The 21,627-nt window shown below is 70.4% G+C and carries 18 protein-coding genes; 4 read left to right on the forward strand and 14 right to left on the reverse strand.

The features are described 5' to 3' along the window. Positions 1 to 18 precede the first annotated feature (18 nt). From AC07PU_RS19540 to AC07PU_RS19550, 3 genes are read left to right on the forward strand one after another with little or no spacing between them, the layout of a single operon-like run. Entirely contained in the window at positions 19 to 1,077 is a 1,059-nt protein-coding gene (locus AC07PU_RS19540) for a TRAP transporter substrate-binding protein (RefSeq protein ID WP_495319658.1), read from the forward strand. After that, positions 1,074 to 4,094 (forward strand): bifunctional diguanylate cyclase/phosphodiesterase, encoded by a 3,021-nt coding sequence (locus AC07PU_RS19545; RefSeq protein ID WP_208508539.1) that lies wholly within the window; start codon positions 1,074 to 1,076, stop codon positions 4,092 to 4,094. Before AC07PU_RS19540 ends, AC07PU_RS19545 begins: the two co-directional genes overlap by 4 nt. 45 nt (positions 4,095 to 4,139) lie before the next feature. Beyond that, on the forward strand, positions 4,140 to 4,772 hold the full coding sequence (locus tag AC07PU_RS19550) for an NAD(P)H-binding protein (RefSeq protein WP_495319661.1): 633 nt from the start codon (positions 4,140 to 4,142) through the stop codon (positions 4,770 to 4,772). Between the two features lie 102 nt (positions 4,773 to 4,874). Here AC07PU_RS19550 and AC07PU_RS19555 read toward each other — a convergent pair whose 3' ends face one another. The 6 genes from AC07PU_RS19555 to AC07PU_RS19580 all read right to left on the reverse strand — a co-directional run bounded on the left by AC07PU_RS19555 (position 4,875) and on the right by AC07PU_RS19580 (position 11,016). Next, positions 4,875 to 5,879 carry a Bug family tripartite tricarboxylate transporter substrate binding protein gene (locus tag AC07PU_RS19555; protein WP_495319663.1) on the reverse strand — a complete coding sequence of 335 codons (1,005 nt, stop codon included), beginning with the start codon at positions 5,877 to 5,879 and terminating at the stop codon, positions 4,875 to 4,877. 131 nt (positions 5,880 to 6,010) lie between these two features. Then, a complete protein-coding gene (locus AC07PU_RS19560) occupies positions 6,011 to 6,616 on the reverse strand; it encodes a thiamine pyrophosphate-dependent enzyme (RefSeq protein WP_431513757.1) in 606 nt (201 codons plus the stop codon). A gap of 8 nt (positions 6,617 to 6,624) precedes the next feature. Further along, entirely contained in the window at positions 6,625 to 7,143 is a 519-nt protein-coding gene (locus tag AC07PU_RS19565; protein WP_495319665.1) for a thiamine pyrophosphate-binding protein, read from the reverse strand. A 48-nt stretch (positions 7,144 to 7,191) separates the two neighbouring features. Next, positions 7,192 to 8,670: an aldehyde dehydrogenase gene (locus tag AC07PU_RS19570; RefSeq protein WP_495319667.1), complete on the reverse strand. Its 1,479-nt coding sequence runs from the start codon at positions 8,668 to 8,670 to the stop codon at positions 7,192 to 7,194. Positions 8,671 to 8,787: 117 nt separating this feature from the next. Next, the gene (locus AC07PU_RS19575; protein ID WP_495319669.1) at positions 8,788 to 9,690 is read right to left on the reverse strand and encodes an amino acid ABC transporter substrate-binding protein; all 903 of its coding nucleotides are present in this window, start codon (positions 9,688 to 9,690) and stop codon (positions 8,788 to 8,790) included. A gap of 36 nt (positions 9,691 to 9,726) precedes the next feature. Then, complete coding sequence (locus AC07PU_RS19580; RefSeq protein ID WP_495319671.1) at positions 9,727 to 11,016, reverse strand: aspartate aminotransferase type Ic; 1,290 nt, start codon at positions 11,014 to 11,016, stop codon at positions 9,727 to 9,729. Positions 11,017 to 11,268: 252 nt separating this feature from the next. Between AC07PU_RS19580 and AC07PU_RS19585 the strand changes: the two genes are divergently transcribed. Then, complete coding sequence (locus tag AC07PU_RS19585; protein WP_495319673.1) at positions 11,269 to 12,111, forward strand: HpcH/HpaI aldolase/citrate lyase family protein; 843 nt, start codon at positions 11,269 to 11,271, stop codon at positions 12,109 to 12,111. Between the two features lie 49 nt (positions 12,112 to 12,160). Here the strand turns inward: AC07PU_RS19585 and AC07PU_RS19590 are convergent, their stop codons facing one another. The 8 genes from AC07PU_RS19590 to AC07PU_RS19625 form a co-directional block, all read right to left on the reverse strand. Further along, a complete protein-coding gene (locus tag AC07PU_RS19590) occupies positions 12,161 to 13,087 on the reverse strand; it encodes a LysR family transcriptional regulator (RefSeq protein WP_495319675.1) in 927 nt (308 codons plus the stop codon). 46 nt (positions 13,088 to 13,133) lie between these two features. Continuing rightward, positions 13,134 to 14,510: an MmgE/PrpD family protein gene (locus AC07PU_RS19595; protein WP_495319677.1), complete on the reverse strand. Its 1,377-nt coding sequence runs from the start codon at positions 14,508 to 14,510 to the stop codon at positions 13,134 to 13,136. A gap of 13 nt (positions 14,511 to 14,523) precedes the next feature. Then, on the reverse strand, positions 14,524 to 15,720 hold the full coding sequence (locus AC07PU_RS19600; protein ID WP_495319679.1) for a CaiB/BaiF CoA transferase family protein: 1,197 nt from the start codon (positions 15,718 to 15,720) through the stop codon (positions 14,524 to 14,526). A gap of 5 nt (positions 15,721 to 15,725) precedes the next feature. Further along, positions 15,726 to 16,889 (reverse strand): acyl-CoA dehydrogenase family protein, encoded by a 1,164-nt coding sequence (locus tag AC07PU_RS19605; protein ID WP_208508530.1) that lies wholly within the window; start codon positions 16,887 to 16,889, stop codon positions 15,726 to 15,728. An 18-nt stretch (positions 16,890 to 16,907) separates the two neighbouring features. Continuing rightward, on the reverse strand, positions 16,908 to 17,762 hold the full coding sequence (locus tag AC07PU_RS19610; RefSeq protein ID WP_431513752.1) for an HTD2 family dehydratase: 855 nt from the start codon (positions 17,760 to 17,762) through the stop codon (positions 16,908 to 16,910). 123 nt (positions 17,763 to 17,885) lie between these two features. After that, positions 17,886 to 19,643 carry a sigma-54 interaction domain-containing protein gene (locus tag AC07PU_RS19615; protein ID WP_495319682.1) on the reverse strand — a complete coding sequence of 586 codons (1,758 nt, stop codon included), beginning with the start codon at positions 19,641 to 19,643 and terminating at the stop codon, positions 17,886 to 17,888. Between the two features lie 124 nt (positions 19,644 to 19,767). Further along, positions 19,768 to 20,898 carry a branched-chain amino acid ABC transporter substrate-binding protein gene (locus tag AC07PU_RS19620; RefSeq protein WP_495319684.1) on the reverse strand — a complete coding sequence of 377 codons (1,131 nt, stop codon included), beginning with the start codon at positions 20,896 to 20,898 and terminating at the stop codon, positions 19,768 to 19,770. Positions 20,899 to 20,933: 35 nt separating this feature from the next. Beyond that, positions 20,934 to 21,620, reverse strand: coding sequence for an HAD family hydrolase (locus AC07PU_RS19625; protein ID WP_203207648.1), 687 nt, complete (start codon positions 21,618 to 21,620; stop codon positions 20,934 to 20,936). Positions 21,621 to 21,627: the final 7 nt, after the last annotated feature.

Genomic DNA, 21,627 nt, shown 5'->3' on the forward strand with positions numbered 1-21,627 from the left:
CGAAGAAGGAGCCACGCCATGCCCCGCCTGCTCGCCGCCCTGCTGCTGCTCGCCGCGTTCGCCTGCCAGGCCCAGACCACGCCGGCGCCGGACGCCCCGCTGCAGCGCCTGCGCATCGTCGGCGGGCTCGGTGGCATCACGCAGTACACGCGGCACGAGGAGAACTTCTGGGCCCGGGAGCTCGCCGAACGCACCGGCGGGCGCTACAGCGCCAGCATCGTGCCCTTCGACCGCGCGGGCGTGCCGGGCCAGGAGATGCTGAGCCTGATCCAGCTCGGCGTGGTGCCCTTCGGCACCGCGCTCATGAGCCAGATGGCGATGCAGTTCCCCGAGCTCGGCACGCCCGACATGGCCGGGCTCAACCCCGACATCGCGACCCTGCGCCGGGTGGTCGCGGCCTTTCGCCCCTACCTCGCGGGCGCGCTGCGCGAGCGCTACGGCGCCGAGCTGCTCGCGATCTACATCTACCCGGCGCAGGCCGTTTTCTGCAACCGGCCGGTCGCGCGACTGGCCGATCTCGCGAAGCGGCGCGTGCGCGTGTCGAGCGCCACGCAGGCCGACTTCATCCGCGCGCTCGGCGCCACGCCGGTCTACACCGAGTTCGCGGCCATCCTGCCGAACATGCGCTCGGGCAACACCGACTGCGCGATCACCGGCACCATGTCGGGCCACACGCTGGGCCTGCATGCACTCACGAGCGCGCTCTACACCATGCCGCTGAGCTGGGGCCTCGCGGTGTTCGCGGCCAACCGCGAGAACCTCGAGGCGCTGCCGCCCGACCTGCAGGCGGTGCTGCGCCAGGAGCTGCCGAAGCTCGAGGCCGCGGTGTGGGCCGAGTCCGAACGCGAGACCACCGAGGGCATCGCCTGCAACACCGGCGCCGACGCCTGCACCAAGCCCGTCCGGGGCCGCATGACCGCGGTCGCGCCCACGCCGCAGGACGAGGCGCGGCGGCGCGAGATCTTCGCCACCCGCGTGCTGCCGGCCTGGCTGCAGCGCTGCGGCCCGGTCTGCGCGCAGGTCTGGAACGACACCGTCGGTCCCGTGGTCGGCATCCGCGCCCCGCTCGTGCGATGACGCAGCGCTTCTCCCGTCGCGTCGCCGCCGTGGTCTATGGCGTGGCGCTGCTGTTCCTCGGCACGCTGGCGACCGTGGCCGCCAGCATCACCTGGGAGGCGCGCGGCCGGGCGATCGAGAACGCCGAGACCCAGGCCATGCGCTTCGTCGGCGGCTCCGAGGCGGCGCTCAACCGCGCGCTGCTGAGCATCGACATGCTGCTGGCCGGCGCCGGCGAGCAACTGCGCGCCGTGCCGCGCGAACGCCTCGCCGAGGAGGCCGGCCGGCCCGAGGTGCAGCGGCTGATCGTCAACCTGGTGCGGCAGAACCTGCTGGTGCGCTTCGTCGCCTTCGTCGACGCGGACGGCACGCCGCTCGCTTCCTCCGACCGCCGCGGCGCGCGGCTGCCGATGGCGCTGCCCGAGGGCTTCGCGCGCTCGGTGCTGGCGCAGCCGCTGTCGACCATGGCCGTGAGCGCGCCGATCGCCAGCCCGGCCACGCTGCAGAAGGTGGTGTTCTTCGCGCGCGCCGTGCCGCTGGCCGACGGCAGCCGCGTGCTGGCCGTGGCCGAGGTGCAGATCTCGCTGCTGGCCATGGTGACGACGCAGGGCGCGGCGATCCCGGGCCTGGAGATCACGCTCGAGCGCGATGCCGGTCCGTTGCTGGTGAGCGTGCCGGCGCGCGACGACCTGCTGGGCCGGCAGCTCGAACCCGCGCTCAGCGAACAGACCAGCGACGGCAAGCCCGTGCGCATGGCCGCGCGCCTGAGCGGCGTGCCCGCGATCCTGGTGGCGCGCCCGACGCTGCACCGCAACCTGCTGATCGTCGCGAGCATCCCGCTGGCCGCGGCGCTGCGCGACTGGCGCGAGGAGCGCGACCGCATCGCGTGGACCGGCGCCGTCATCGGCGCGCTGATCCTCGCGATCGCGGCCTTCACCCACCTGCAGCTGCGGCGCCAGTGGCAGTCGCGGCAGGAACTGGTGCGCTCCAAGGCCACGCTCGACCAGGCGCTCGAATCGATGATCGGCGGCTTCGTGCTGCTCGATGCCGACGACCGCGTGCTGGCCTGGAACCGCAGCTTCGTCGCGATGTTCCCGTGGGTGCGGCCGCTGCTCGCGCCGCAGCTGCCGTTTCGCGAACTGGTGGCCGAGACCGCGCGCCACGTGGTGCACGAGGGCGGCCCGCCCGGCTGGATGGCGCTGAACATGCCGCAGCTCGCGCAGGACCACTCCGAGCAGGAGGCCGTGCTCGAGGACGGCCGCGTGCTGCATGCCACGCGCAGCCGCACGCCCGACGGCGGCACCGTCTGCGTCTACCAGGACATCACCGAGAAGCGGCGCCACATGGCCGCCATCGTCGAGAGCAAGGCCCAGCTGCAGGCCACGCTCGAGGCGCTGCCCGACCTGCTGCTCGAGGTCGGCCTCGACGGCATCTGCCACGGCCACCACGCGCCGCGCGTGCCGCTGCCGGGCATCCAGGTCGACCAGCCGGCCGGTCGCCGGCTGCAGGAGCTGCTGCCGCCGCAGGCGAGCGCGGAGGTCATGGCGGCACTCAAGGAAGCCAACCAGACCGGGCGTTCGAGCGGGCGCCAGTTCGAGCGCCGCTACGCGCGCAGCAAGGCCTGGTTCGAGATCTCGGTCTCGCGCAAGGCCAGCGGCGCGCAGGCCGATCCGCGCTTCATCGTGATCCTGCGCAACATCACCGAGAGCAAGCAGGCGGCCGACGAGGTCGAGCAGCTCGCCTTCTACGACACGCTCACTGGCCTGCCCAACCGCCGGCTGCTGGTGGACCGCATCAAGCACGCCATCGATGCCGTGCCGGGGCGCTCGCGCTGGAGCGCGCTGCTGTTCCTCGACCTCGACAACTTCAAGACCGTGAACGACGCCCACGGCCACGACACCGGCGACGTGATGCTCAAGCAGGTGGCGCAGCGCCTGACCGCCTGCCTGCGCCGCGGCGACACGGTGGCGCGGCTGGGCGGCGACGAGTTCGTCGTGATGCTGGCCGAGCTGCACGAGCGGCGGCTGATCGCGACCTCCGAGACCGAGGCCATGGGCGCGGCCATCCTCGAGCAGCTCAACCGGCCCTACCAGCTCGGCGGCCAGCAGCACCACAGCACCTGCAGCATCGGCGTGGCGCTGTTCGACACCGCCGATGCCTCGCTCGACGAGGTCATCAAGCAGGCCGACATCGCGATGTACTACGCCAAGACCGCGGGCGGCAACGCGCTGCGCTTCTTCGAGACCAGCATGCAGACCAGCATCACCGCGCGCGCGGCGCTCGAGAACGAACTGCACGCGGCCGTCGAGCAGCGGCAGTTCGTGCTGCACTACCAGAGCCAGGTCACGAGCGAGGACCGCGTGGTCGCGGCCGAGGTGCTGGTGCGCTGGCAGCATCCGACGCGCGGCCTGCTGGCGCCCGGCGAGTTCATCGCCGCGGCCGAGGACACCGGGCTCATCATCCCGCTCGGCCTCTGGGTGCTCGAGACCGCCTGCCGCCAGCTCGCGGCCTGGAGCGAGGACCCGCGCCGCGCGCACCTGCAGCTGTCGGTCAACGTGAGCGCGCGGCAGTTCCGCACCGACGACTTCGTCAAGCAGGTCGCCCGCGTGCTCGAGCGCACCGGCGCCGATCCGCGCCAGCTCAAGCTCGAGCTGACCGAGAGCCTGCTGCAGTTCAAGGTCGCCGACACCATCGCCAAGATGAAAACCCTGGCCGGCATGGGCATCCAGTTCTCGATGGACGACTTCGGCACCGGCTTCTCGTCGCTGTCGTACATGATCCAGTTGCCGCTCAACCAGATCAAGGTCGACAAGTACTTCGTGCACGGCATCGGCCTGAACCCGAAGGTGGAGCTGGTGATCCAGACCATCATCGGCATGGCGCTCAACCTCGAGCTGCAGATCGTCGCCGAAGGCGTGGAGACGCAGGCGCAGCGCGAGTTCCTCGCGCGCCACGGCTGCCACCTGTACCAGGGCTATCTGTTCGGCAAGCCGAAGGCGCTGGAGGCCTACGAGCAGGACCTGGACGCGCAGGCCTGATCGGGCCGCACAATGGCCTCCGGTGAACCACGCGAGGCGATCGACATGAAACTGCTGCTGTTGGGTGCGACGGGATTGGTGGGCGGCCGGGCACTGCAGCTCGCGCTCTCGAACGAGGCCTTCTCCGAGGTGATCGCGCCGACGCGAACGCCGCTGGCCGGCCACGTCAAGCTGGTCAACCCGGTCGCCTCGCGGCTCGAGGAGCTGGTGCCGGCCTGCATCGCGCACCGGCCCGATGCCGTGGTCTGCGCACTGGGCACGACGCAGGCGAAAGCCGGTTCGAAGGAGGCCTTCCGCTACGTCGACCACGAACTGCCGGTTGCCTTCGGCCAGGCCGCGCATGCCGCCGGCGTGGGCACCTACGTGATCGTGACGGCCATGGGCGCCTCGGCCAACTCGCTGTTCTTCTATCCGCGCACCAAGGGCGAAGTGGAGCGGGACATCCGCGCGATCGGCTTCCGCTCGCTGACGATCTGTCGCCCGAGCCTGATCGGCGGCGAGCGCCATGAGGAAAGGCGCGCGGAAGGCATGGCGCTGACCTGGGCGCGGCGCCTGGGGCCGGTGCTTCCGGCGCGATGGCGTGTCAATCCGGCAGCGGCCATTGCCGCGGCGCTGCTAGACGCGGCCATCGCCGCGAAGCCCGGTTGCCACTTCATCTCCTCCGACGCCATGCACTGAGCGGCAACGCGAAGGCCACGGGTGACCGGGTCCTTCGCTGCGCCCCCAACCTTCGACTGGGCCACGAGTTCGACCGGGTTCATGCGAGCCCCATCGGCCGCGTCACTCGGGCTTGATGCCCGCGGCCCTGACCAGCGGGCCCAGCCGGTCCATGTCCGCGCGCAGGGCGCGCGCGAGCTGCTCGGGCGCGCCGCCGAGGATCAGCGCGCCATCGGCCTCGAGCCTGGCCTTCACGTCGGGCGTGCGCAGCGTCTCGTTGAGCCTGGCGTTGAGCGTCGCGACGATCGCCGCCGGCGTTCCGGCCGGCGCCACGATGCCGTACCAGCTCACGAGCTCGAAGCCCGGGAAACCGCTCTCCGCGATCGTCGGCACGCCCGGCAGCGCGGGCGAGCGCTGCGCCGAGGTGACCGCGATGCCGCGTACCTTGCCGCCGTCGATGAAGCCGCGCATCGTGACGCTGGTCCCGACCCAGGCATCGAGCCGGCCGCCGAGCATGTCCGGCATGCCCTGGGCGATGCCGCGATAGGGGATCAGGTTGAACTTCGCGCCCGACTGCTTCTGCAGCAGCTCGGTCGCCAGCAGCGGGCTCACGGTCGGATAGCCGATGCTCACCGAGCCCGGATCCTTCTTCGCCTTCGCGATAGCGGCCGCGAGATTCGCCGCGCCGCTGGCCGCGTCGACCGTGAACACATAGGGCGTGGAGGCGATCAGCCCGATCGGCTGGAAGTCCTTCACCGGGTCGAAGGGCAGCTTGTCGTAGAGCGACGGACTCAGCGCGATGTGATCGGTGAGCGTGAGGCCGAGCGTGTAGCCGTCGGCCCTGGACTTGGCCACCGCCTGCAGCGCGATGTTGCCGTTGGCGCCCGCGCGGTTGTCGATGATGACGCTGGTCTTGAGCAGCTCACCGAGCGTTGGCGCCAGCACGCGCGCCAGCTTGTCGCCGCCGCCGCCCGGCGGAAAGGGAACGATCAGGCGCACGGGCTTGTCGGGGTAGTCGGTGTCGGCGCGCGCCGGCAGGCACAAGGTGAAGGCGAGCGCGAGGCCCAGGAGGCTCGCGACGGCGAGGCCGCGGCCCCGCGTGTTCGATGCGCTGTAGGTGTGGCCCATGTGATGTCTCCGGTGGGTTGTTGTGTGGCCGGCGGCCGCGCCCCGGCCGCCGGCGTTCGAGCCAGCCGTTGTGCGGCCTCCACGCATCCGCGACGTCGCGGTGCACGAAGGGTTCGCGGGGGCCCCGGGCCTCAGACGTGCGCTTCGGCGCCCAGCAGCGCGGTGCGAAAGCGGCTGCGCAGGAACGGGCCGTCGCGCGGCGGCAGCGCCGTGGGCGCGGGATCGGTCGTGACCTTGATGGTCGCGAGCACCGGGCCCTGGCCGTGGAGGATCTTGTCGACCGCCTCCTCGAGCTCCGCGGCCGTGCGCACCGTCAGCGCCTGCGGGAAGCCCGTGGCCTTGGCGACCTCGGTGATGTTGACGCCACGGCCCGCGTGGGCCGGCTGCATGCCGGTCTCGGCGTAGTGCTCGTTGTCGATCACGACGACCGTGAGGTTCTCGGTGCGGTCGACCGCGGCGGTCGCCAGCGAGCCCAGGCCCATCATCATCTCGCCGTCGCCGACGAACACGATGACGCGCTTCTTCGGCTGCGCGCGGGCCAGGCCCAGGCCCACCATCACGGCGCCACCCATCGCGCCCCAGAGGTAGAAGTTCTGCGGACCGTCGCCGGCGGCGGCCACGTCGAAGGTCGGGTTGCCCAGGCTCGTGATGGCCAGCGCCTCGCCCCGGTCGCGCAGGATGCGCGCCACCACTTCGCGGCGATTCAGGACGGCTTGGTTCTTGGCTGTGGATGACATGGCGGTGCTCACTTGTTGAAATTCTTCGTGCCGATGACGCGCTGCCCGATCAGCACCGCGACGCTGCGCCCAGTCTGGTAGGCGAACTTCGCGCCGGCGATCACGGTGGGCGGAACCTCCTCGGGCGAATCGGCGCGGTACACGTACACGCCCGAATCCTCGAGCACCGCCTGCGTCGACTTGCCCATCGCGACCTGCCAGGGGTTGAACTCGCCCCACTCGCCGCGCATCGTCACGACCATGAACAGCGGCATGCGCGTCTCGTGCTGCAGCGACAGCATGTTGATGCAGTTGCCGACGCCGCTGGACTGCAGCAGCAGCACGCCGCGGTCGCCGCCGAGCCAGGCACCGCCGAGCATCGCGACGCCCTCTTCCTCCGTGGTGAGCGAAACCGCGTGGATCTCGGGGTCCGCCTCGCACAGGCGGATCAGCTGGCTGTGGCCCGCGTCGGGGACGTAGGCGACCTGCCGGACGCCGAGGTTCTTGAAGCCTTCGAAGATTTGCTGAGGCCAATCGATGGTGGACATGGGAGTGAGTGGGGTAGTGAATGATGGAAGGAAGGGATCGATCGATGCTCAGCGCATGACGAAAGGGTTGGCCGTCGCCGCGCCGGTATTGATCCAGACGCTTTTGGTCTGCAGGTATTCGTTGATCGCGTCCATGCCGTTCTCGCGGCCCAGGCCCGAATCCTTGTAGCCGCCGAACGGCGACATGAAGCTCACGGCGCGGTAGGTGTTGATCCACACCATGCCGGCCTGCAGCCGCTCGGACATGCGGAACGCGCGGCCCATGTCGCGCGTCCACACGCCCGAGCCGAGCCCGAAGCGCACGTCGTTGGCGATGCGCACCGCGTCGTCCTCGTCCTGGAAACGGATGATCGAGAGCACGGGGCCGAACACCTCTTCCTGCGCGATGCGCATGCCGTTGTCGACGTCGCCGAAGATCGTCGGCTGCACGAACCATCCGCTGCCGCAGGCCTCGCCGGTGGCGGGACCGCCACCCAGCAGCAGCCGGGCGCCCTCGTCCTTCGCGATTCGGATGTAGCTCAGCACCTTGTCGTACTGGGGCCGCGTGGTCACCGGGCCGACCTGGGTCTCCATCGACATCGGGTCGCCCATGCGCGCCGTGCGCGCCAGCGCCAGCAGGCGCTCGACCACCTCGTCGTACACCGCGTCCTGCACCAGCAGGCGCGAGCCCGCGATGCAGGTCTGGCCGGTGGCGGCGAAGATGCCCGAGACCGCGCCGTTCACGGCGTCGTCGAGGTTTGCATCCGCGAAGACGATGTTGGGCGACTTGCCGCCGAGCTCCAGGCTCACGTGCTTGAACTGGCGCGCTGCCGCCTCGTTGATGGCGCGGCCGGTGGCGTCGGCGCCGGTGAAGCTGATCTTCGCGACCCGCGGATGCTCGACGAGCGTGGCGCCCACCTCGCGGCCGAAGCCCGTGACCACGTTGACCACGCCGGCCGGAAAGCCCGCCTCCTCGAACAGCCGGGCGAATTCCAGGCTCGATGCCGAGGTGAACTCCGAGGGCTTGATCACCACCGTGCAGCCGGCGGCGAGCGCGGGGGCGATCTTCCACGTGGCCAGCAGCAGCGGCGAGTTCCAGGGCGTGATGGCGGCCACCACGCCGAGCGGCTCGCGGCGCGTGAAGTTGAAGTAGCCCGGCTTGTCGAGCGGCATCACGCGCCCCTCGACCTTGTCGGCCAGACCGCCGAAGTAGTAGAACCACTGCGGGATGTAGTGGAGCTGCCCCAGCATCTCGGCCAGCAGCTTGCCGTTGTCGCGCACCTCGATCTCGGCCAGCCGGCGTGCATCGCGGGCGATCAGGTCGCCAACGCGGCGCAGCAGCGCACCGCGCTCGGTGGCCGTGAGCCTGGCCCAGGGGCCCTCGGTGAAGGCCCGGTGCGCCGCTTGCACGGCGGCGTCGACGTCGGCCGCGCTGCCCGAGGCGATCTCGGCCCAGGCCTCGCCGGTGTAGGGGTTGTGTGTTTCGAACCAGCTGCCGCCGAGGGGGGCGGCATCCTGTCCGTCGATCCAGTGTGAGTAGCGTTTCATATCGGTGGACGAAGCTTCCTACATCGATACGCGCGGCGCCATTTGCGATTCGCAAACAGGCACTTCAGGAGTGCTCAAGGCGGCGCGCGACGAATGGGGCATGGATGGGTCCGGGGCCTATTCCTTGGCCACGTAGGCTTCAGCGGGCTTGTCGCTCGGATTGGCCCAGGCGTTCTTCGTGGCCTCGCCCAGCGGCAGGTTGATGGTCACACCCACGGGCGGGATCGGCTTCAGGAACCACTTGTCGTAGAGCCTGGCGAGTTCGCCCGACCTGGCCTGGGCCTTGATGCTCTCGTCCACCGCGGCCTTGAACGCGGGGTCGTCCTTGCGGATCATGATCGCGATGGGCTCGACGGCCAGCACGTCGGGCAGCAGCCTGAAGTCCTTCGGCGACTTCGACTTGGCGGCCAGCGAGGCCAGCACCGAGGCGTCGAGCACGAAGGCGTCGGCACGGTCGGATTCGAGCAGCAGGAAGCTGTCGGAATGGTCCTTGCCGTAGACCTCGGAGAAGCTCAGGTTCTCGGCACGCTTCTGCTTGCGCAGGGTCTGCAGCGGCGTGGTGCCGGTGGTGGTGACCACCGTCTTGCCCTTGAGGTCCGCGAGCGCATGGATGCTCGAACTCGCCTTCACGAGGATCTTGGTCTCCTCGATGTAGGTGGTCAGGCCGAAGGCCACGTCCTTCTGCCGCGCGGCGTTGTTGGTGGTCGAGCCGCACTCGAGGTCGACGGTGCCGTTCTGCACCAGCGGGATGCGGTTCTGCGAGGTCACGGGCTGGTACTTGACCTCGAGCTTGCGGCCGAGCGACTTCTCGAGGTCCTTGATGATGTTGGCGCAGACGTCGAAGTGGAAGCCCGTGTACTGGCCGTTGCCCAGCGTGTAGGCCAGGCCCGAGGACTCGCGCACGCCCTCGGTGATGGCGCCCGAGGCCCTGACCTTGGCGAGGGTGTCGTTGGCCTGCGCGAGCGCGCCGCAGGCGGCCAGCGTGGCGATGGCCAGGATCGATGCTTGTTTCTTCTTCATGCGGGGAGCTCCAGCGGGGGATGGGAAAAAGGGAGGTCAGGCGGCGCGCGCCGCCACCAGCTGCTCGGCGGCGGCCAGCCGCACGCACAGCGCCACCACTTCGGCGGCGCGGCCCAGCTGCTCGATCGACGGCGAGGACGGCGCGATGCGCAGCGTCCGGTCCTGCGGATCGATGCCGCCCGGGAACGGCGCGCCGGCCGGCGTGAGCGTGACGCCCGCGCGGCCCGCGAGCTCGACCACGCGGCGAGCCGTGCCCGGCTGCACGTCGAGCGCGATGAAGTAGCCGCCGCGCGGACGCGTCCATTGCGCGATGCCCAGCGGGCCTAGTTCACGCTCGAACACCTCGAGCACGCGGTCGAAGCGCGGCGCCAGCAGGGCGCGGTGGCGCAGCATCAGCATCTCGAGGCCCACGCGGTCGCGCAGGAAGCGCACATGGCGCAGCTGGTTGAGCTTGTCCGGGCCCACGCTGCGCACCGCCGCATGGCCGAGCCACCAGCGCAGGTTCTCGGGCGAGGCACCGAACAGCGCGACGCCGGCACCGGCGAAGGTGATCTTCGAGGTGGAGGCGAAGACCAGCGGCCGGTTCGCATGGCCGTGCGCCGCGCAGCGCTCGGCGATGTTCGCGATCTGCACCTCCTCCGCGCCCAGGTGGTGCAGGCCGTAGGCGTTGTCCCAGAACAGGCGGAAGTCCGGCGCGGCCGTGGGCATGGACGCTAGCGCCTCGACGACCGCGTCCGAGTACACGGCACCGGTCGGGTTGCTGTACTTGGGCACGCACCACATGCCGCGCACCGACGGGTCTTGCACGTGGGCGCGCACCCCCTCCATGTCGGGTCCGTCGTCGTGCAGCGGCACCGGAATCAGGCGGATGCCGAAGGCCTCGCAGATCGCGAAGTGGCGGTCGTAGCCGGGCACCGGGCAGAGGAAGGCGACGCCCGAGGGCACGGCATGCCATGGCGCGTTGCCGCCGGGCACGCCCGCGCGCCAAGCATGCGAGACGCAGTCGTACATCATCGACAGGCTCGAGTTGCCGCCGGCCACCACCTGCCCGGGCGGCACGCCGAGCATGAAGGCGAACAGCCGCCGCGCTTCGGGCAGGCCCTGCAGGCCCATGTAGTTGCGGCAGTCCGTGCCGTCCTCGGCGAGGAAGTCCTGCGTGCCGGGCAGCGCCAGCAGCCCCTCGGACAGTGCGACCTGTTCCGCCGACGGCACGCCGCGCGCCATGCTGAGCTTCAGCGGCTGCGCGCAGAGCGCTTCATGGGCCCGGGCCCACTGTCGATGCAAGGTGTCGAGCGCCGGGCGGGAAGCGTGGGTCAGTTCGTTCATGGGTCCGTGGTGTTGCGCACGGCGTTGCATGCCGGCGCGCGGAGCTTCCCGGATCCGCGCGCCGTGCGCTATTTGAGATTCGCAAACGGGCACTTCGCGAGCCCTCAAGGCAGGGGCGATGCGGGGTCGATGTCGAACAGGGCCTGCGCATCCGGCCGGTGTTTGGCCACGCGAAATGGCGGCTTGTGGAAGCGCAAATTGCGCGGCCCGCGCGCGGTGGGCATTCTTCAGGGCGAACTCACTGGCGAAACCATGACACTGCCCCAACGCTCCTTCCTCTTCGTGCCCGCGAACCGACCCGACCGCTTCGACAAGGCGCTGGCCTGCGGCGCCGATGCCGTCGTCATCGACCTCGAGGACGCGGTGCCTCCCGAGAACAAGACCGAGGCGCGCCATTCCGTGGCCGCCTGGCTGGCGGCCCACCATCGCGTGATCGTGCGCATCAACGCGGCCGACACGCCCTGGTTCAAGGACGACCTCGCGCTGGCCCGGCTGCCCGGTGTCGCGGGCATCATGCTGCCGAAGACGGAGCGCATCGACGAGGTGTTCAGCGTGTCGTGCATCGGCGCGGGCACGGCGGTGTTTCCGATGATCGAGACCGCGGCCGGGCTGCACAACGTCCACACCATCGCGCGGGCGCAGGGCGTGCAGCGGCTGGTGTTCGGCTCGATCGACTTCCAGCTCGACCTGGGCATCTCGGGCGACGAGCTCGAACTGCTGCCCTACCGCGCGCAGTTGGTGATGGCCTCGCGCCTGGCCCGGCTGGCCGCGCCCATCGATGGCGTCAGCACCTCGATCGACGACCAGGCCGCGCTCGCGGCCGACACTCTGCGTTCGCGGCGGCTCGGCTTCGGCGCCAAGCTGTGCATCCACCCCAAGCAGGTGGGCGCGGTGAACGCGGCCTTCTGCGCCAGCGCCGAGGAACTCGCCTGGGCGCGCCGCGTGCTCGAGGCGGCCGCGCGTTCGGCGGGCGCCGCCGTCGCGGTGGACGGCAGGATGGTGGACCGCCCCGTCATGATGCGTGCCCAGGCGATCGTGCAGGAAGCGGGCGAGCGTGCGTTGCGGCTGGCCGGCGCGGCAGCGGCGCAGTCATGAACAAGACCGACCCGGTGCTCGTGCCCTGCTCGAGCCCGGGGTCTGAAAATCAATCGGCCTCGCCGCCCGAAGACCGCGTGGCCGACAGCGCATCGGCCTTCAGCAGTTCGACCAGGTCGCGCGCGAAGCCCGGCAGCGCCTCGAGGCTGCGAAAGCAGATCTGCAGGTTGCGCAAGGCCCAGTCATCCTCGAGCTGGATGACCCGGACCGCCATGTACTGCCGGTAACGCTCGGCCGAGGTGCCCGGCATGATGCTGATGCCGACGTTCGATTCGGTCATCTTGCAGCAGGCCTCGAAGTTGCCGACCTGGATGCGCGGCCTGAGCACGCGGTTCATGTCGCGGGCGATCTGGTTCAGGAACGAATGGATGGCCGTGCCCTCGTTGAGCACCACGTGCTCGTATTCGAGGGTCTCGGCGAACGGCACCGGCGAGCGGGCCGCGAGCGCATGGCCGTCGGGCACCACCAGCACCAGCCGGTCCTCGCGATAGGGCACGACCTCGAGCCCCTCGGTGCGCACGCGCCCCGAGACGATGCCGATGTCGGTGTGGCCGTCGGACACCGCGCGCACGATGTCGCCGCTGCCGCGCTCGCGCAGGTCGACGTTCACGTCGGGATGGGTGATGAGGTAGCGGCTCATCACGGCCGGCAGGAAATCGGTGATGGCGGTCGTGCTCGCGAACACGCGCAGATGGCCCTTGATCCCGCTCGCGTACTCCTGCAGGTCATTGCGCAGGTGCTCGAGCTGGCCGACCACCAGGCGCGCGTGATAGGCCAGCGCCTGGCCCGGCGGCGAGAGGGTCACGCCCTGGCTGCTGCGGTACAGCAGCTTGGTGCCCACGCTCTCCTCCAGGTTCTTGACGCGGATGCTCGCCGCCGAGACCGACATGAACGTGGCCTCGGCGCCTCGCGTGAGGCTGTTGGCCTCGGCGATGGCCAGGAACAGCCGCAGGTCTACCAGATCGAAATGGATCATCTTGCTTTCCGACTTTTCCCCTCGCCCGCCGCCGCCCTTCCCTGCGTCAACGAGGAACGACAGGCTCCAGCAGGGGACCGACGCGCGGCACCGACATCAGCGACCAGACCCAGCCGATGACGCTCTGCATCTCGGCGGCCGTGGCGCCGTGGCGGTAGAGCGCCAGGCGCGTCGCCTTCTCTTCCAGTTCATGGCGCTCGAGGGTGTTGCCGGGATCGCCCTTGGGCTCGTCGACGCGGCCCTCGAGACGACGGCCGTCGATGGTATCAACATGCACCTTGCCGATCCATCGCGCCGGGTAGGCCCGGTCCACCTCGGGGTCGAGGACCATGCTGACCTTGTCGTGGAAGGCCGAGACCGCGGCGTCCTTGAAGTGCCCGTCGAACTCCGCCAGGCCCGCGCGGCCATGCACGGCCACCAGGCCGAGCACGGTGCCCATCGAGAACTTCGACTGGTGCACGGTCTGCGGATCCGTGACCGGGCCGAGGACGTCGATGGCGGCCTGGTGCACCTGCGCCGTCACCGCCTTCACGTCGCCGGCCGCGAGCTGGTGGCGCTGCAGGAGCTGCTGCAGCGCATCGGCCGCGGGATGCGTGTGGCGGCACGAGGCGTGGAACTTGAACGAGGTCTCGGGCAGCGCCCAGCGCGTGCCGAGGCCGTCCGTGAGCCGGGCCGGATCGGCATCGCTCGACATGCCCGCGGCCATGCCCTGCGCGCCGGTCAGGATGCGCCGCGCGCCCGTGAAGTCGTCCTTGGCGAGGTAGGCGGCCGTGAGGCCGGCGCCGGCCGCGTGCGCCGTGTGCAGCTGCTTCGAATCGGCGGCGTCGCGCAGGAACTCCCACAGGCCCGAGGCCTGGGTGCCCGCGGAGCCGATCGCATGCAGCATCTGCTCGGGCGTCAGCGCCAGCAGGTGGCCGGCCGTCACCGCGGCGGCCACGGCACCGGCGGTGCCGGTGGTGTGGAAGATCTTGTAGTGCGAGCGGCCCAGGAACTCGCCGACGCGGATGCCGACCTCGTAGCCGGCGACCGCCGCGGTCAGCAGCTGCGCGCCGCTGAGGCCATGCGCCTGGGAGATCGCCAGCGCCACCGGGAACACCACGGCCGCCGGATGGAACACCGAGCCGTTGTGCACGTCGTCCTGCTCGGCGAAGTGCGAGGCGGCCGCGTTCGCCATCGCGGCCATCAGGGGGCTGGAGCGCGTGCGGTGGATCAGGATCTCGCTGCGGCCATCGCCCGCGCCCATGGCGGATGCGAAGCGGGTGATGGTCTCGACCGGGCGCGCGCCCTTGCCGGCCAGTGCCGAGCCGATCCAGTCGAGGAGCAGGTCCTCGGCGCGGCGCAGCACGGCCGGTGGAATGTCTTCGGCCTTCAGGTCGGCGGCAAAGCTCGCCAGGATGGACTCGGGGGTGTTCGAGGTCGTCATGTCGGATGTTCTTTCAGAGGATCTGGCTGGCACGCAGGCGCGCGATGTCTTCGGGACCATAGCCCAGCGCTTGCAGGATGGCATCGGTGTGCTCGCCGAGCGCGGGAACCGGGTCCATGCGCGGCGCGAAGCGATCGTTGTCGGCCGGCGGCTTCAGCGCCGGGATCGGCCCGACGGGCGAGCCCACCTCGCACCAGCGCTCCCGCGCGCGCAGCTGGGGATGGGCCCACACGTCGGCGATGTCGTTGACGCTGGCGTTGCCGATGTGGGCGGCATCGAGCCGCTCGATGCACTGGGCCGCCGTCAGCGGCTGCAGCAGCGACTCGATGCGCTGCTTGAGTTCCACCCGGTGGGCGCTGCGCTTGGCATTGGCATCGAAGCGCTCGTCGGTGGCCAGTTCCGGGTGCGCGAGCACCTGTTCGCAGAAGGCCTTCCATTCCCGCTCGTTCTGCAGGCCGAACAGCACGGTCTTGCCGTCGCCCGCCGTGAACGGGCCGTAGGGATAGATGCTCGGATGGCTGGCGCCCGCGCGCGCGGCCTGCGCCTGGCCCTCGAAGCCGTAGTAGAGCGGGTTGCCCATCCATTCGGCGAGGCACTCGAGCATCGACACGTCGATGTGGCTGCCCTCGCCGGTGATGCCGCGCTGGATCAGTGCCGCCAGCACCGCGCTGTAGGCATACATGCCGGCGGCGATGTCGGCCACCGAGATGCCGGCACGCGCCATCTCCTCGGGCGACCCGGTCACCGACAGCAGGCCGGCCTCGGCCTGGATCAGCAGGTCGTAGGCCTTCTTGTCGCGGAACGGTCCCGCGCTGCCGTAGCCCGAGATGTCGCAGACGATCAGGCGCTTGTGCGCGGGGCGCAGCGCTTCCTCGGACAGGCCGAGCCGCGCCGCCGCGCCGGGCGCGAGGTTCTGCATCAGCACGTCGGCCTGGCCCAGCAGTTTGGCCAGCACCTGCCGCGCCTCGGGCTGCTTGACGTCGAGGGTGATGCTTTCCTTGGACCGGTTGATCCAGACGAAATAGGAGGCCTCGCCCCGGACCCGCCGGTCGTAGGCGCGCGCGAAGTCGCCTACGCCCGGGCGCTCGATCTTGATGACCCGCGCGCCCATGTCCGCGAGCTGGCGCGTGGCGAACGGCGCCGCCACCGCGTGCTCGAGCGTGACGACGGTGATGCCTTCGAGCGGGCGCCTGCCTTGGGTTCGCGTCATGGCGCTCAGAAGGAACGCGGCAGGCCGAGCAGGTGCTCCGCCACGTACGCGTAGATCAGGTTGGTGGAGATCGGCGCGACCTGGTAGAGGCGCGTCTCGCGGAACTTGCGCTCGATGTCGTATTCGTTCGCGAAGCCGAAGCCGCCATGGAACTGCAGGCAGGTGTTGGCCGCTTCCCAGCTCGCCTTGGCCGCCAGGTACTTCGCCATGTTGGCCTGCGCGCCGCAGGGCTGGTGCGCATCGAACAGCTCGCAGGCCTTGAAGCGCATGAGGTTGGCGGCCTCGACCTCGATGTAGGCGTCGGCGATCGGGAACTGCACGCCCTGGTTCTGGCCGATCGGGCGGCCGAACACCACGCGCTCGTTGACGTACTTCGTCACGCGGTCGATGAACCAGTAGCCGTCGCCGATGCACTCGGCCGCGATCAGCGTGCGCTCGGCATTGAGCCCGTCGAGGATGTACTTGAAGCCCTGGCCTTCCTCGCCGATCAGGTTCTCGGCCGGGATCTCGAGGTTCTCGAAGAACAGCTCGTTGGTCTCGTGGTTCACCATGTTCGGGATCGGCCGCACCGTCATCCCGCTCTTCTCGGCGGCGCGCAGGTCGACCAGGAAGATCGACATGCCCTCGGACTTCTTCTTGACCTCGGCCAGCGGCGTGGTGCGGGCCAGCAGGATCATCCAGTCGGAGTGCTGCACGCGCGAGATCCAGACCTTCTGGCCGTTGACGACGTAGCGGTCGCCCTTCTTCACGGCCGTGGTCTTGATCTTGGTGGTGTCGGTGCCGGTCGTGGGCTCGGTCACGCCCATGGACTGCAGGCGCCATTCGCCGGAGGCGATCTTGGGCAGGTAGAGCTGCTTCTGCTGCTCGGAGCCGTGGCGCAGCAGCGTGCCCATGTTGTACATCTGGCCGTGGCAGGCGCCGGAGTTGCCGCCCGAGCGGTTGATCTCCTCCATGATCACCGAGGCCTCGGTCAGGCCCAGGCCCGAGCCGCCGTACTCGGCGGGGATCAGCGCCGCGAGCCAGCCGGCCTTGGTCAGCGCATCGACGAAGGCCTCGGGGTAGGCGCGCTGTTCGTCGATCCTGCGGTGATATTCGTCGGGAAACTCGGCGCAGAGTGCGCGCACGGCATCGCGGATGTCCTGGTACTTGTCGACGGCGTTCTTCGTCATTGGATCGCTGCTTGGGGGTTAGAAAAAACTGGCGCGGGCTTCCATCGCCAGCACACCGTCATGGTTGCGTGCCCACAGCGTCTGGGAACCGTCGGCCTGGGCCTTGCCGCACAGCTCGAAGGCGGCGGTGTCGAACAGGGGATGCACGGCCCGGAAGGCGAAGCCGCGCACGCGGCGCTGCGGCAGCCGGCGGCTCGCGAGCCCCAGCAGCAGCGTGGCCACCATCGGGCCATGGACCACCAGGCCCGGGTAGCCCTCCACCTCGGTGGCGTAGGGCCGGTCGTAGTGGATGCGGTGGCCGTTGAAGGTCAGCGCGGAATAGCGGAACAGCAGCACCGGATCGGGCACGACGGTCTCGCGGTAGTCCTCGTCCGTCGCCGCCTTTTTTCCCGCCGGGGCAGGCGCGCCCGCGGCCGGCATGTCGCGGTAGACGATGTCCTGCTCCTCGGTGATGGCGAGGCCCCTGGCATTCGAGATCTCGTGGCGGACCTTGACGAAGACCAGCGGCCCGCTCTTGCCCTGCTTGGCATCCACGTCGAGGATCCGCGACTGGCGCGTGATCTCGTCGCCCACCTGCAGCGGATGGTGGAACTGCAGCTCGCCGCCGGCCCACATGCGGCGCGGCAGCGCGATCGGCGGCAGGAAGCCGCCGCGCAGCGGGTGGCCGTCGACGCCGATCTGGTCCTGGCGCGCCAGCGGGATGAAGTGCAGCCAGTGCCACAACGGGGGCACGTCGCTGCCCAGGTTGAAGGCGAGGTCATCCCGGTCGAACGTGGCGGCCAGCGCCGACAGGGACGCGGCGCCCACGTCGTCGCCCCTGCGCTCGGTGCGGCCGATCCAGGCCCGTAGGTCGACGGAGGTCTCGGTAGTCATGGCCGCAGCATTGCCCGATCCGGCGGAATGCGCAATTTGCCATTCGCAAAGTGCGCCTTGTTGGGCATTCAACGCGCCGGCAGCCGCCCGGTGCCGGACGCCTTCGCGCCCATGCCATCGGGGTCAGTGCCCGGCCGGCCGCGCCTCCTCGGCATCGAAGGCGCCGCGCCCGCCGCGCTTCAGCCGCAGCCCATAGCCGCGGATCTTCGCGTAGAGCGTGGGCTTGGCGATGCCGAGCCGGCGCGCGGTCTCGGTCACGTTGAAGCCGCAGGCACGCAGCGCATTCGCGATCGCCTCCTTCTCGACCTCCTCGAGCGTGCGCACCTCGGAGGCCGGGCGCACCGGCGGCGGCGGCGCGGCATCGGGCTTCGGGCCGCCGGAGAACCATGCGGGCAGGTCGTCGACGCAGGCGGTCTCGGCATCGGTCATGTTCACCAGCCGCTCGACGGTGTTCTCGAGCTCGCGCACGTTGCCGGGCCACGGATGCGCGACCAGCCGCTGCATCAGGGCCGGAGAAACACGGAATACGTTCTTGCGCAGCAGCTGCGCGTACTTGCGCAGGAAGTGGTGCACCAGCACGGGCACGTCCTCGGGCCGCTCGCGCAGCGACGGCAGCTCGATGCCGATCACGTGGCAGCGGTAGTAGAGGTCCTCGCGGAACTCGCGCCGCTCGATCATGGCCTGCAGGTCGCGGTTGCTGGCCGAGATCACGCGCACGTCGATCGGGATGCTGCGCGTGTCGCCCACGCGCACCACCTCGCGCTCCTGCAGCACGCGCAGCAGCTTGGCCTGCACGTCGATCGGCAGCTCGGAGATCTCGTCGAGGAAGATGGTGCCGCTGCTGGCCGCCTCGAACTTGCCGGGCCGGCCCTCGCGCGTGGCGCCGGTGAAGCTGCCGGGCGCATAGCCGAACAGCTCGCTCTCGATCAGGTCGCGCGGCAGCGCGGCGCAGTTGATCGCGATGAAGGGCCCCGCGGCGCGCGCGCTGGCGTTGTGGATGGCCTGGGCGAAGACCTCCTTGCCGACGCCGCTCTGGCCGATCAGCAGCACGTTGGCGAAACCGCGCGCGGCCTTGCGCGCGGCCTCGACGGCGGCCACCAGCGGCGGTGCCGTGCCCACCACGTCGTCGAAGCTGTAGCGCGCATGGTTGCCCGCGATGCGGTCGGCCATGCGGCGCGCGCGCTGGATCTCGCGAAAGGAATTCACGATCGACACCACCTGGCCCGCCGCGTTCTTGATCGGCACCGCGGTATCGACCAGGTGCAGGTGCCGCTGCGGCGAGTCGATGATCAGCTCGCGGTCGATGTAGCCCTCGCCGGTTTCCAGCAGCGGCTGGATGATCGGCGCGAAATCGAGCAGCGAGCCGAAGGGCTTGCCGATGCTCTCGCGCGGATGCAGGCTCAGGATGCGGCCGGCCGCGGCATTCATGTGCTTGACCATCAGGTCGCGGTCGACCACCAGCAGGCCGTCGGTGATGTGCTCGACGATCGCGGACTGCTCCTGCAGCAGCGCGCCCTGCTGCTCGGCCACCAGCTCGGCCGAATGCGCCGCGGCCCACAGGTGGGCCAGCAGGCGCAGTTCGTCGCCGAGGTCCGCGCTGTCCGGCCGCGCGAGCAGCGCCACGAACAGCGCCTCGCCGGTCTTCGAATCGGCGGCGCGCAGGTGCAGGCGATCAAAGCCCTGGGGCTGCACCACCGGCAGGTACGGCGCCAGCGCCGCGCCCTCGGCCGGCAGCGCGGCCATCAGGGCCGAAGCCTCGATGCCGGGCGCGGTCCAGGCGCGCCGCAGCACGCGCCCCGCGCCGAACAGCAGCGCGCCGTGGCCCTGGGCGACCGCCCGCTCGACCAGCACGTCCCAGACCTCGTCGAGCATCGGCGTCATCGCGTTCCTTGTCCTCGTCAGCCCGGCGCGCGCGGCGAGGACGCCGCGGCCGACCGGTCGCGCCGATTCTGCCAAGGAAGCGCGGGCGGCGGAACGCTGGCGCCATCCGCCGGGGCGCGCGCGCTCACGGCTTGCGCTCGACCGGCACCAGCTTGCCGCCGGCGATCTGGTAGGCCGTGACCGGCGCCTTGAGCCACTCGCCGGTGGCATCGAACTGCACCGGGCCGAGCATCGAATCCATCCTCAGCGTCTTCAGCGCGGCCGTGACCTTCTTCGGCTCGTCGCTGCCGGCCTGCTGCATCGCGCGCGCGACCACCAGCGTCGCCACGTAGAAGGCCGGCGCATAGGCGTCGATCGGCGCGTCGAAGGTCTTGGTGAAGCGCTCGCGGAAGGCCGGGCCGCCCGGCAGGCTGTCGAGCGGGCGCCCGCTCTGCGCGCAGAAGTAGCGGCCTTCGAGCAGCTTGCCGCCCAGCGGCACCACCTCGGCCGTGCAGATGCCGTCGCCGCCGAGCAGCAGCGCGTTGATGTCGAGCTGGCGCATCTGGCGCGCGACGCCCGCGCCCTGCGCGTAGTAGCCGCCGAGGAACACCGCCTCGGGCGCGAGCCCCTTGAACTTGGTCAGGATGGCGGTGAAGTCGGTGGCCTTGTCGTTGGTGAACTCGCGCCCCACCACCTCGAGGCCCAGCCCCTTGGCGGTCTGCACGAAGATGTCGGCCACGCCGGTGCCGTAGGCGGTGCGGTCGTCGATCACCGCCACCTTCCGCAGGCCGCGCGCGGCGGCGAACTCGGCCATGGCCGCGCCCATCACGTTGTCGTTGGCCGCGAGCCGGAAGATGCTCGCGAAGCCCTGGCGCGTGAGCTGCGGGTTCGAGGACGCGCCCGTGATCATCGGGATGTCCTCCTGGCTGTAGATGCGCGAGGCGGGAATCGAGACGCCCGAGTTGTAGTGCCCGATGACCGCGCGCACGCCGGTGTCGACCATCTTCTGCGCCACCTGGGTGCCGGTGCGCGGGTCGCCCTGGTCGTCCTCCGAGACCAGCTCGAAGCGCGCGCGCCTGCCGCCGATGCGGAAGTCCTGCGCGTTGAGATCGGCGATGGCGAGCTTCACGCCGCGCTCGTTGTCGCGGCCCGCGTTGGCCTGCGGACCGCTGAGCGGGCCGGCATGGCCGATCTTGACGACCAGGTCCTGCGCGCTGGCGGGCAGGAGGGAGGCCCACAGGCCCAGGGAAGCAGCAAGAAGCAGGAGACGGCGCATGGTTCTGTACCTCGAAGTGGATGGGAAAGATCGGACTAGTCCAGGAGGGCGAGCACGCCCTCGAGGGTGGGGAACTCGTGGTCGGGCCGCGGCTGCCAGACGCTCAGCCGCTCGGCGCCGCGGTTGATCCAGGCCACCTGCATGCCCAGCGGCTTGGCGCCGTCGATGTCGGCCCAGCTCGCGAGCGAGCAATGCAGCACCGACTCCGCCGGCACCGCGAGGCGGTCGAGCGCGAGCCTGAAGATCGATTCCGAGGGCTTGTAGGCCCGCGCCATCTCGGCCGTGGTGACCTGGTCGAAGAAGCGCACGAGCTGGCTGCGCTGCCACAGGTCGCTGTCCATGTTGGTGATGGGCATCAGCGGAAAGCGCTCGGCCAGCCGTTGCAGGATGGCCTCGACCTCGGGATGGGGCGGTGCCGACTCGACCAGGTGGCCGAGGTACAGCTCGTTGAGCAGGTCGATGTCGAGCCGCGCCGTGACGCCGGGCTCGATGGCCTCGAGCGTCTCGCGCAGCGCCTCGCGCGCCACCTGGCGATAGGGGCGCCAACGCCCGCCGCGGTAGCGCTGCACGTTGCGGATGTCCCAGTCGAGGTAGAGCTCGAACAGCGGCCGCTCGGTGCGCAGGCCGGCCTCGGCCAGCACGGCCTCGATGCCGGCCATGCCGCCGCGGTCGACGTCGACCAGGGTTCCGAAGTAGTCGAAGGTGATGGCGCGGACGTTCATCGCGGTC

The sequence above is a fragment of the Variovorax sp. GW821-FHT10D07 genome (assembly GCF_059415325.1).

What these genes read in the sequence shown, in the direction of transcription:
- AC07PU_RS19590 (WP_495319675.1), bottom strand. Translation starts at nt 13,087, where the DNA reads ATGATCCATTTCGATCTGGTAGACCTGCGGCTGTTCCTGGCCATCGCC.
- AC07PU_RS19620 (WP_495319684.1), bottom strand. Translation starts at nt 20,898, where the DNA reads ATGCGCCGTCTCCTGCTTCTTGCTGCTTCCCTGGGCCTGTGGGCCTCC.
- AC07PU_RS19570 (WP_495319667.1), bottom strand. Translation starts at nt 8,670, where the DNA reads ATGAAACGCTACTCACACTGGATCGACGGACAGGATGCCGCCCCCCTC.
- AC07PU_RS19560 (WP_431513757.1), bottom strand. Translation starts at nt 6,616, where the DNA reads ATGTCATCCACAGCCAAGAACCAAGCCGTCCTGAATCGCCGCGAAGTG.
- AC07PU_RS19565 (WP_495319665.1), bottom strand. Translation starts at nt 7,143, where the DNA reads ATGTCCACCATCGATTGGCCTCAGCAAATCTTCGAAGGCTTCAAGAAC.
- AC07PU_RS19540 (WP_495319658.1), top strand. Translation starts at nt 19, where the DNA reads ATGCCCCGCCTGCTCGCCGCCCTGCTGCTGCTCGCCGCGTTCGCCTGC.
- AC07PU_RS19575 (WP_495319669.1), bottom strand. Translation starts at nt 9,690, where the DNA reads ATGAAGAAGAAACAAGCATCGATCCTGGCCATCGCCACGCTGGCCGCC.
- AC07PU_RS19615 (WP_495319682.1), bottom strand. Translation starts at nt 19,643, where the DNA reads ATGACGCCGATGCTCGACGAGGTCTGGGACGTGCTGGTCGAGCGGGCG.
- AC07PU_RS19555 (WP_495319663.1), bottom strand. Translation starts at nt 5,879, where the DNA reads ATGGGCCACACCTACAGCGCATCGAACACGCGGGGCCGCGGCCTCGCC.
- AC07PU_RS19580 (WP_495319671.1), bottom strand. Translation starts at nt 11,016, where the DNA reads ATGAACGAACTGACCCACGCTTCCCGCCCGGCGCTCGACACCTTGCAT.
- AC07PU_RS19605 (WP_208508530.1), bottom strand. Translation starts at nt 16,889, where the DNA reads ATGACGAAGAACGCCGTCGACAAGTACCAGGACATCCGCGATGCCGTG.
- AC07PU_RS19545 (WP_208508539.1), top strand. Translation starts at nt 1,074, where the DNA reads ATGACGCAGCGCTTCTCCCGTCGCGTCGCCGCCGTGGTCTATGGCGTG.
- AC07PU_RS19585 (WP_495319673.1), top strand. Translation starts at nt 11,269, where the DNA reads ATGACACTGCCCCAACGCTCCTTCCTCTTCGTGCCCGCGAACCGACCC.
- AC07PU_RS19550 (WP_495319661.1), top strand. Translation starts at nt 4,140, where the DNA reads ATGAAACTGCTGCTGTTGGGTGCGACGGGATTGGTGGGCGGCCGGGCA.
- AC07PU_RS19595 (WP_495319677.1), bottom strand. Translation starts at nt 14,510, where the DNA reads ATGACGACCTCGAACACCCCCGAGTCCATCCTGGCGAGCTTTGCCGCC.
- AC07PU_RS19625 (WP_203207648.1), bottom strand. Translation starts at nt 21,620, where the DNA reads ATGAACGTCCGCGCCATCACCTTCGACTACTTCGGAACCCTGGTCGAC.
- AC07PU_RS19610 (WP_431513752.1), bottom strand. Translation starts at nt 17,762, where the DNA reads ATGACTACCGAGACCTCCGTCGACCTACGGGCCTGGATCGGCCGCACC.
- AC07PU_RS19600 (WP_495319679.1), bottom strand. Translation starts at nt 15,720, where the DNA reads ATGACGCGAACCCAAGGCAGGCGCCCGCTCGAAGGCATCACCGTCGTC.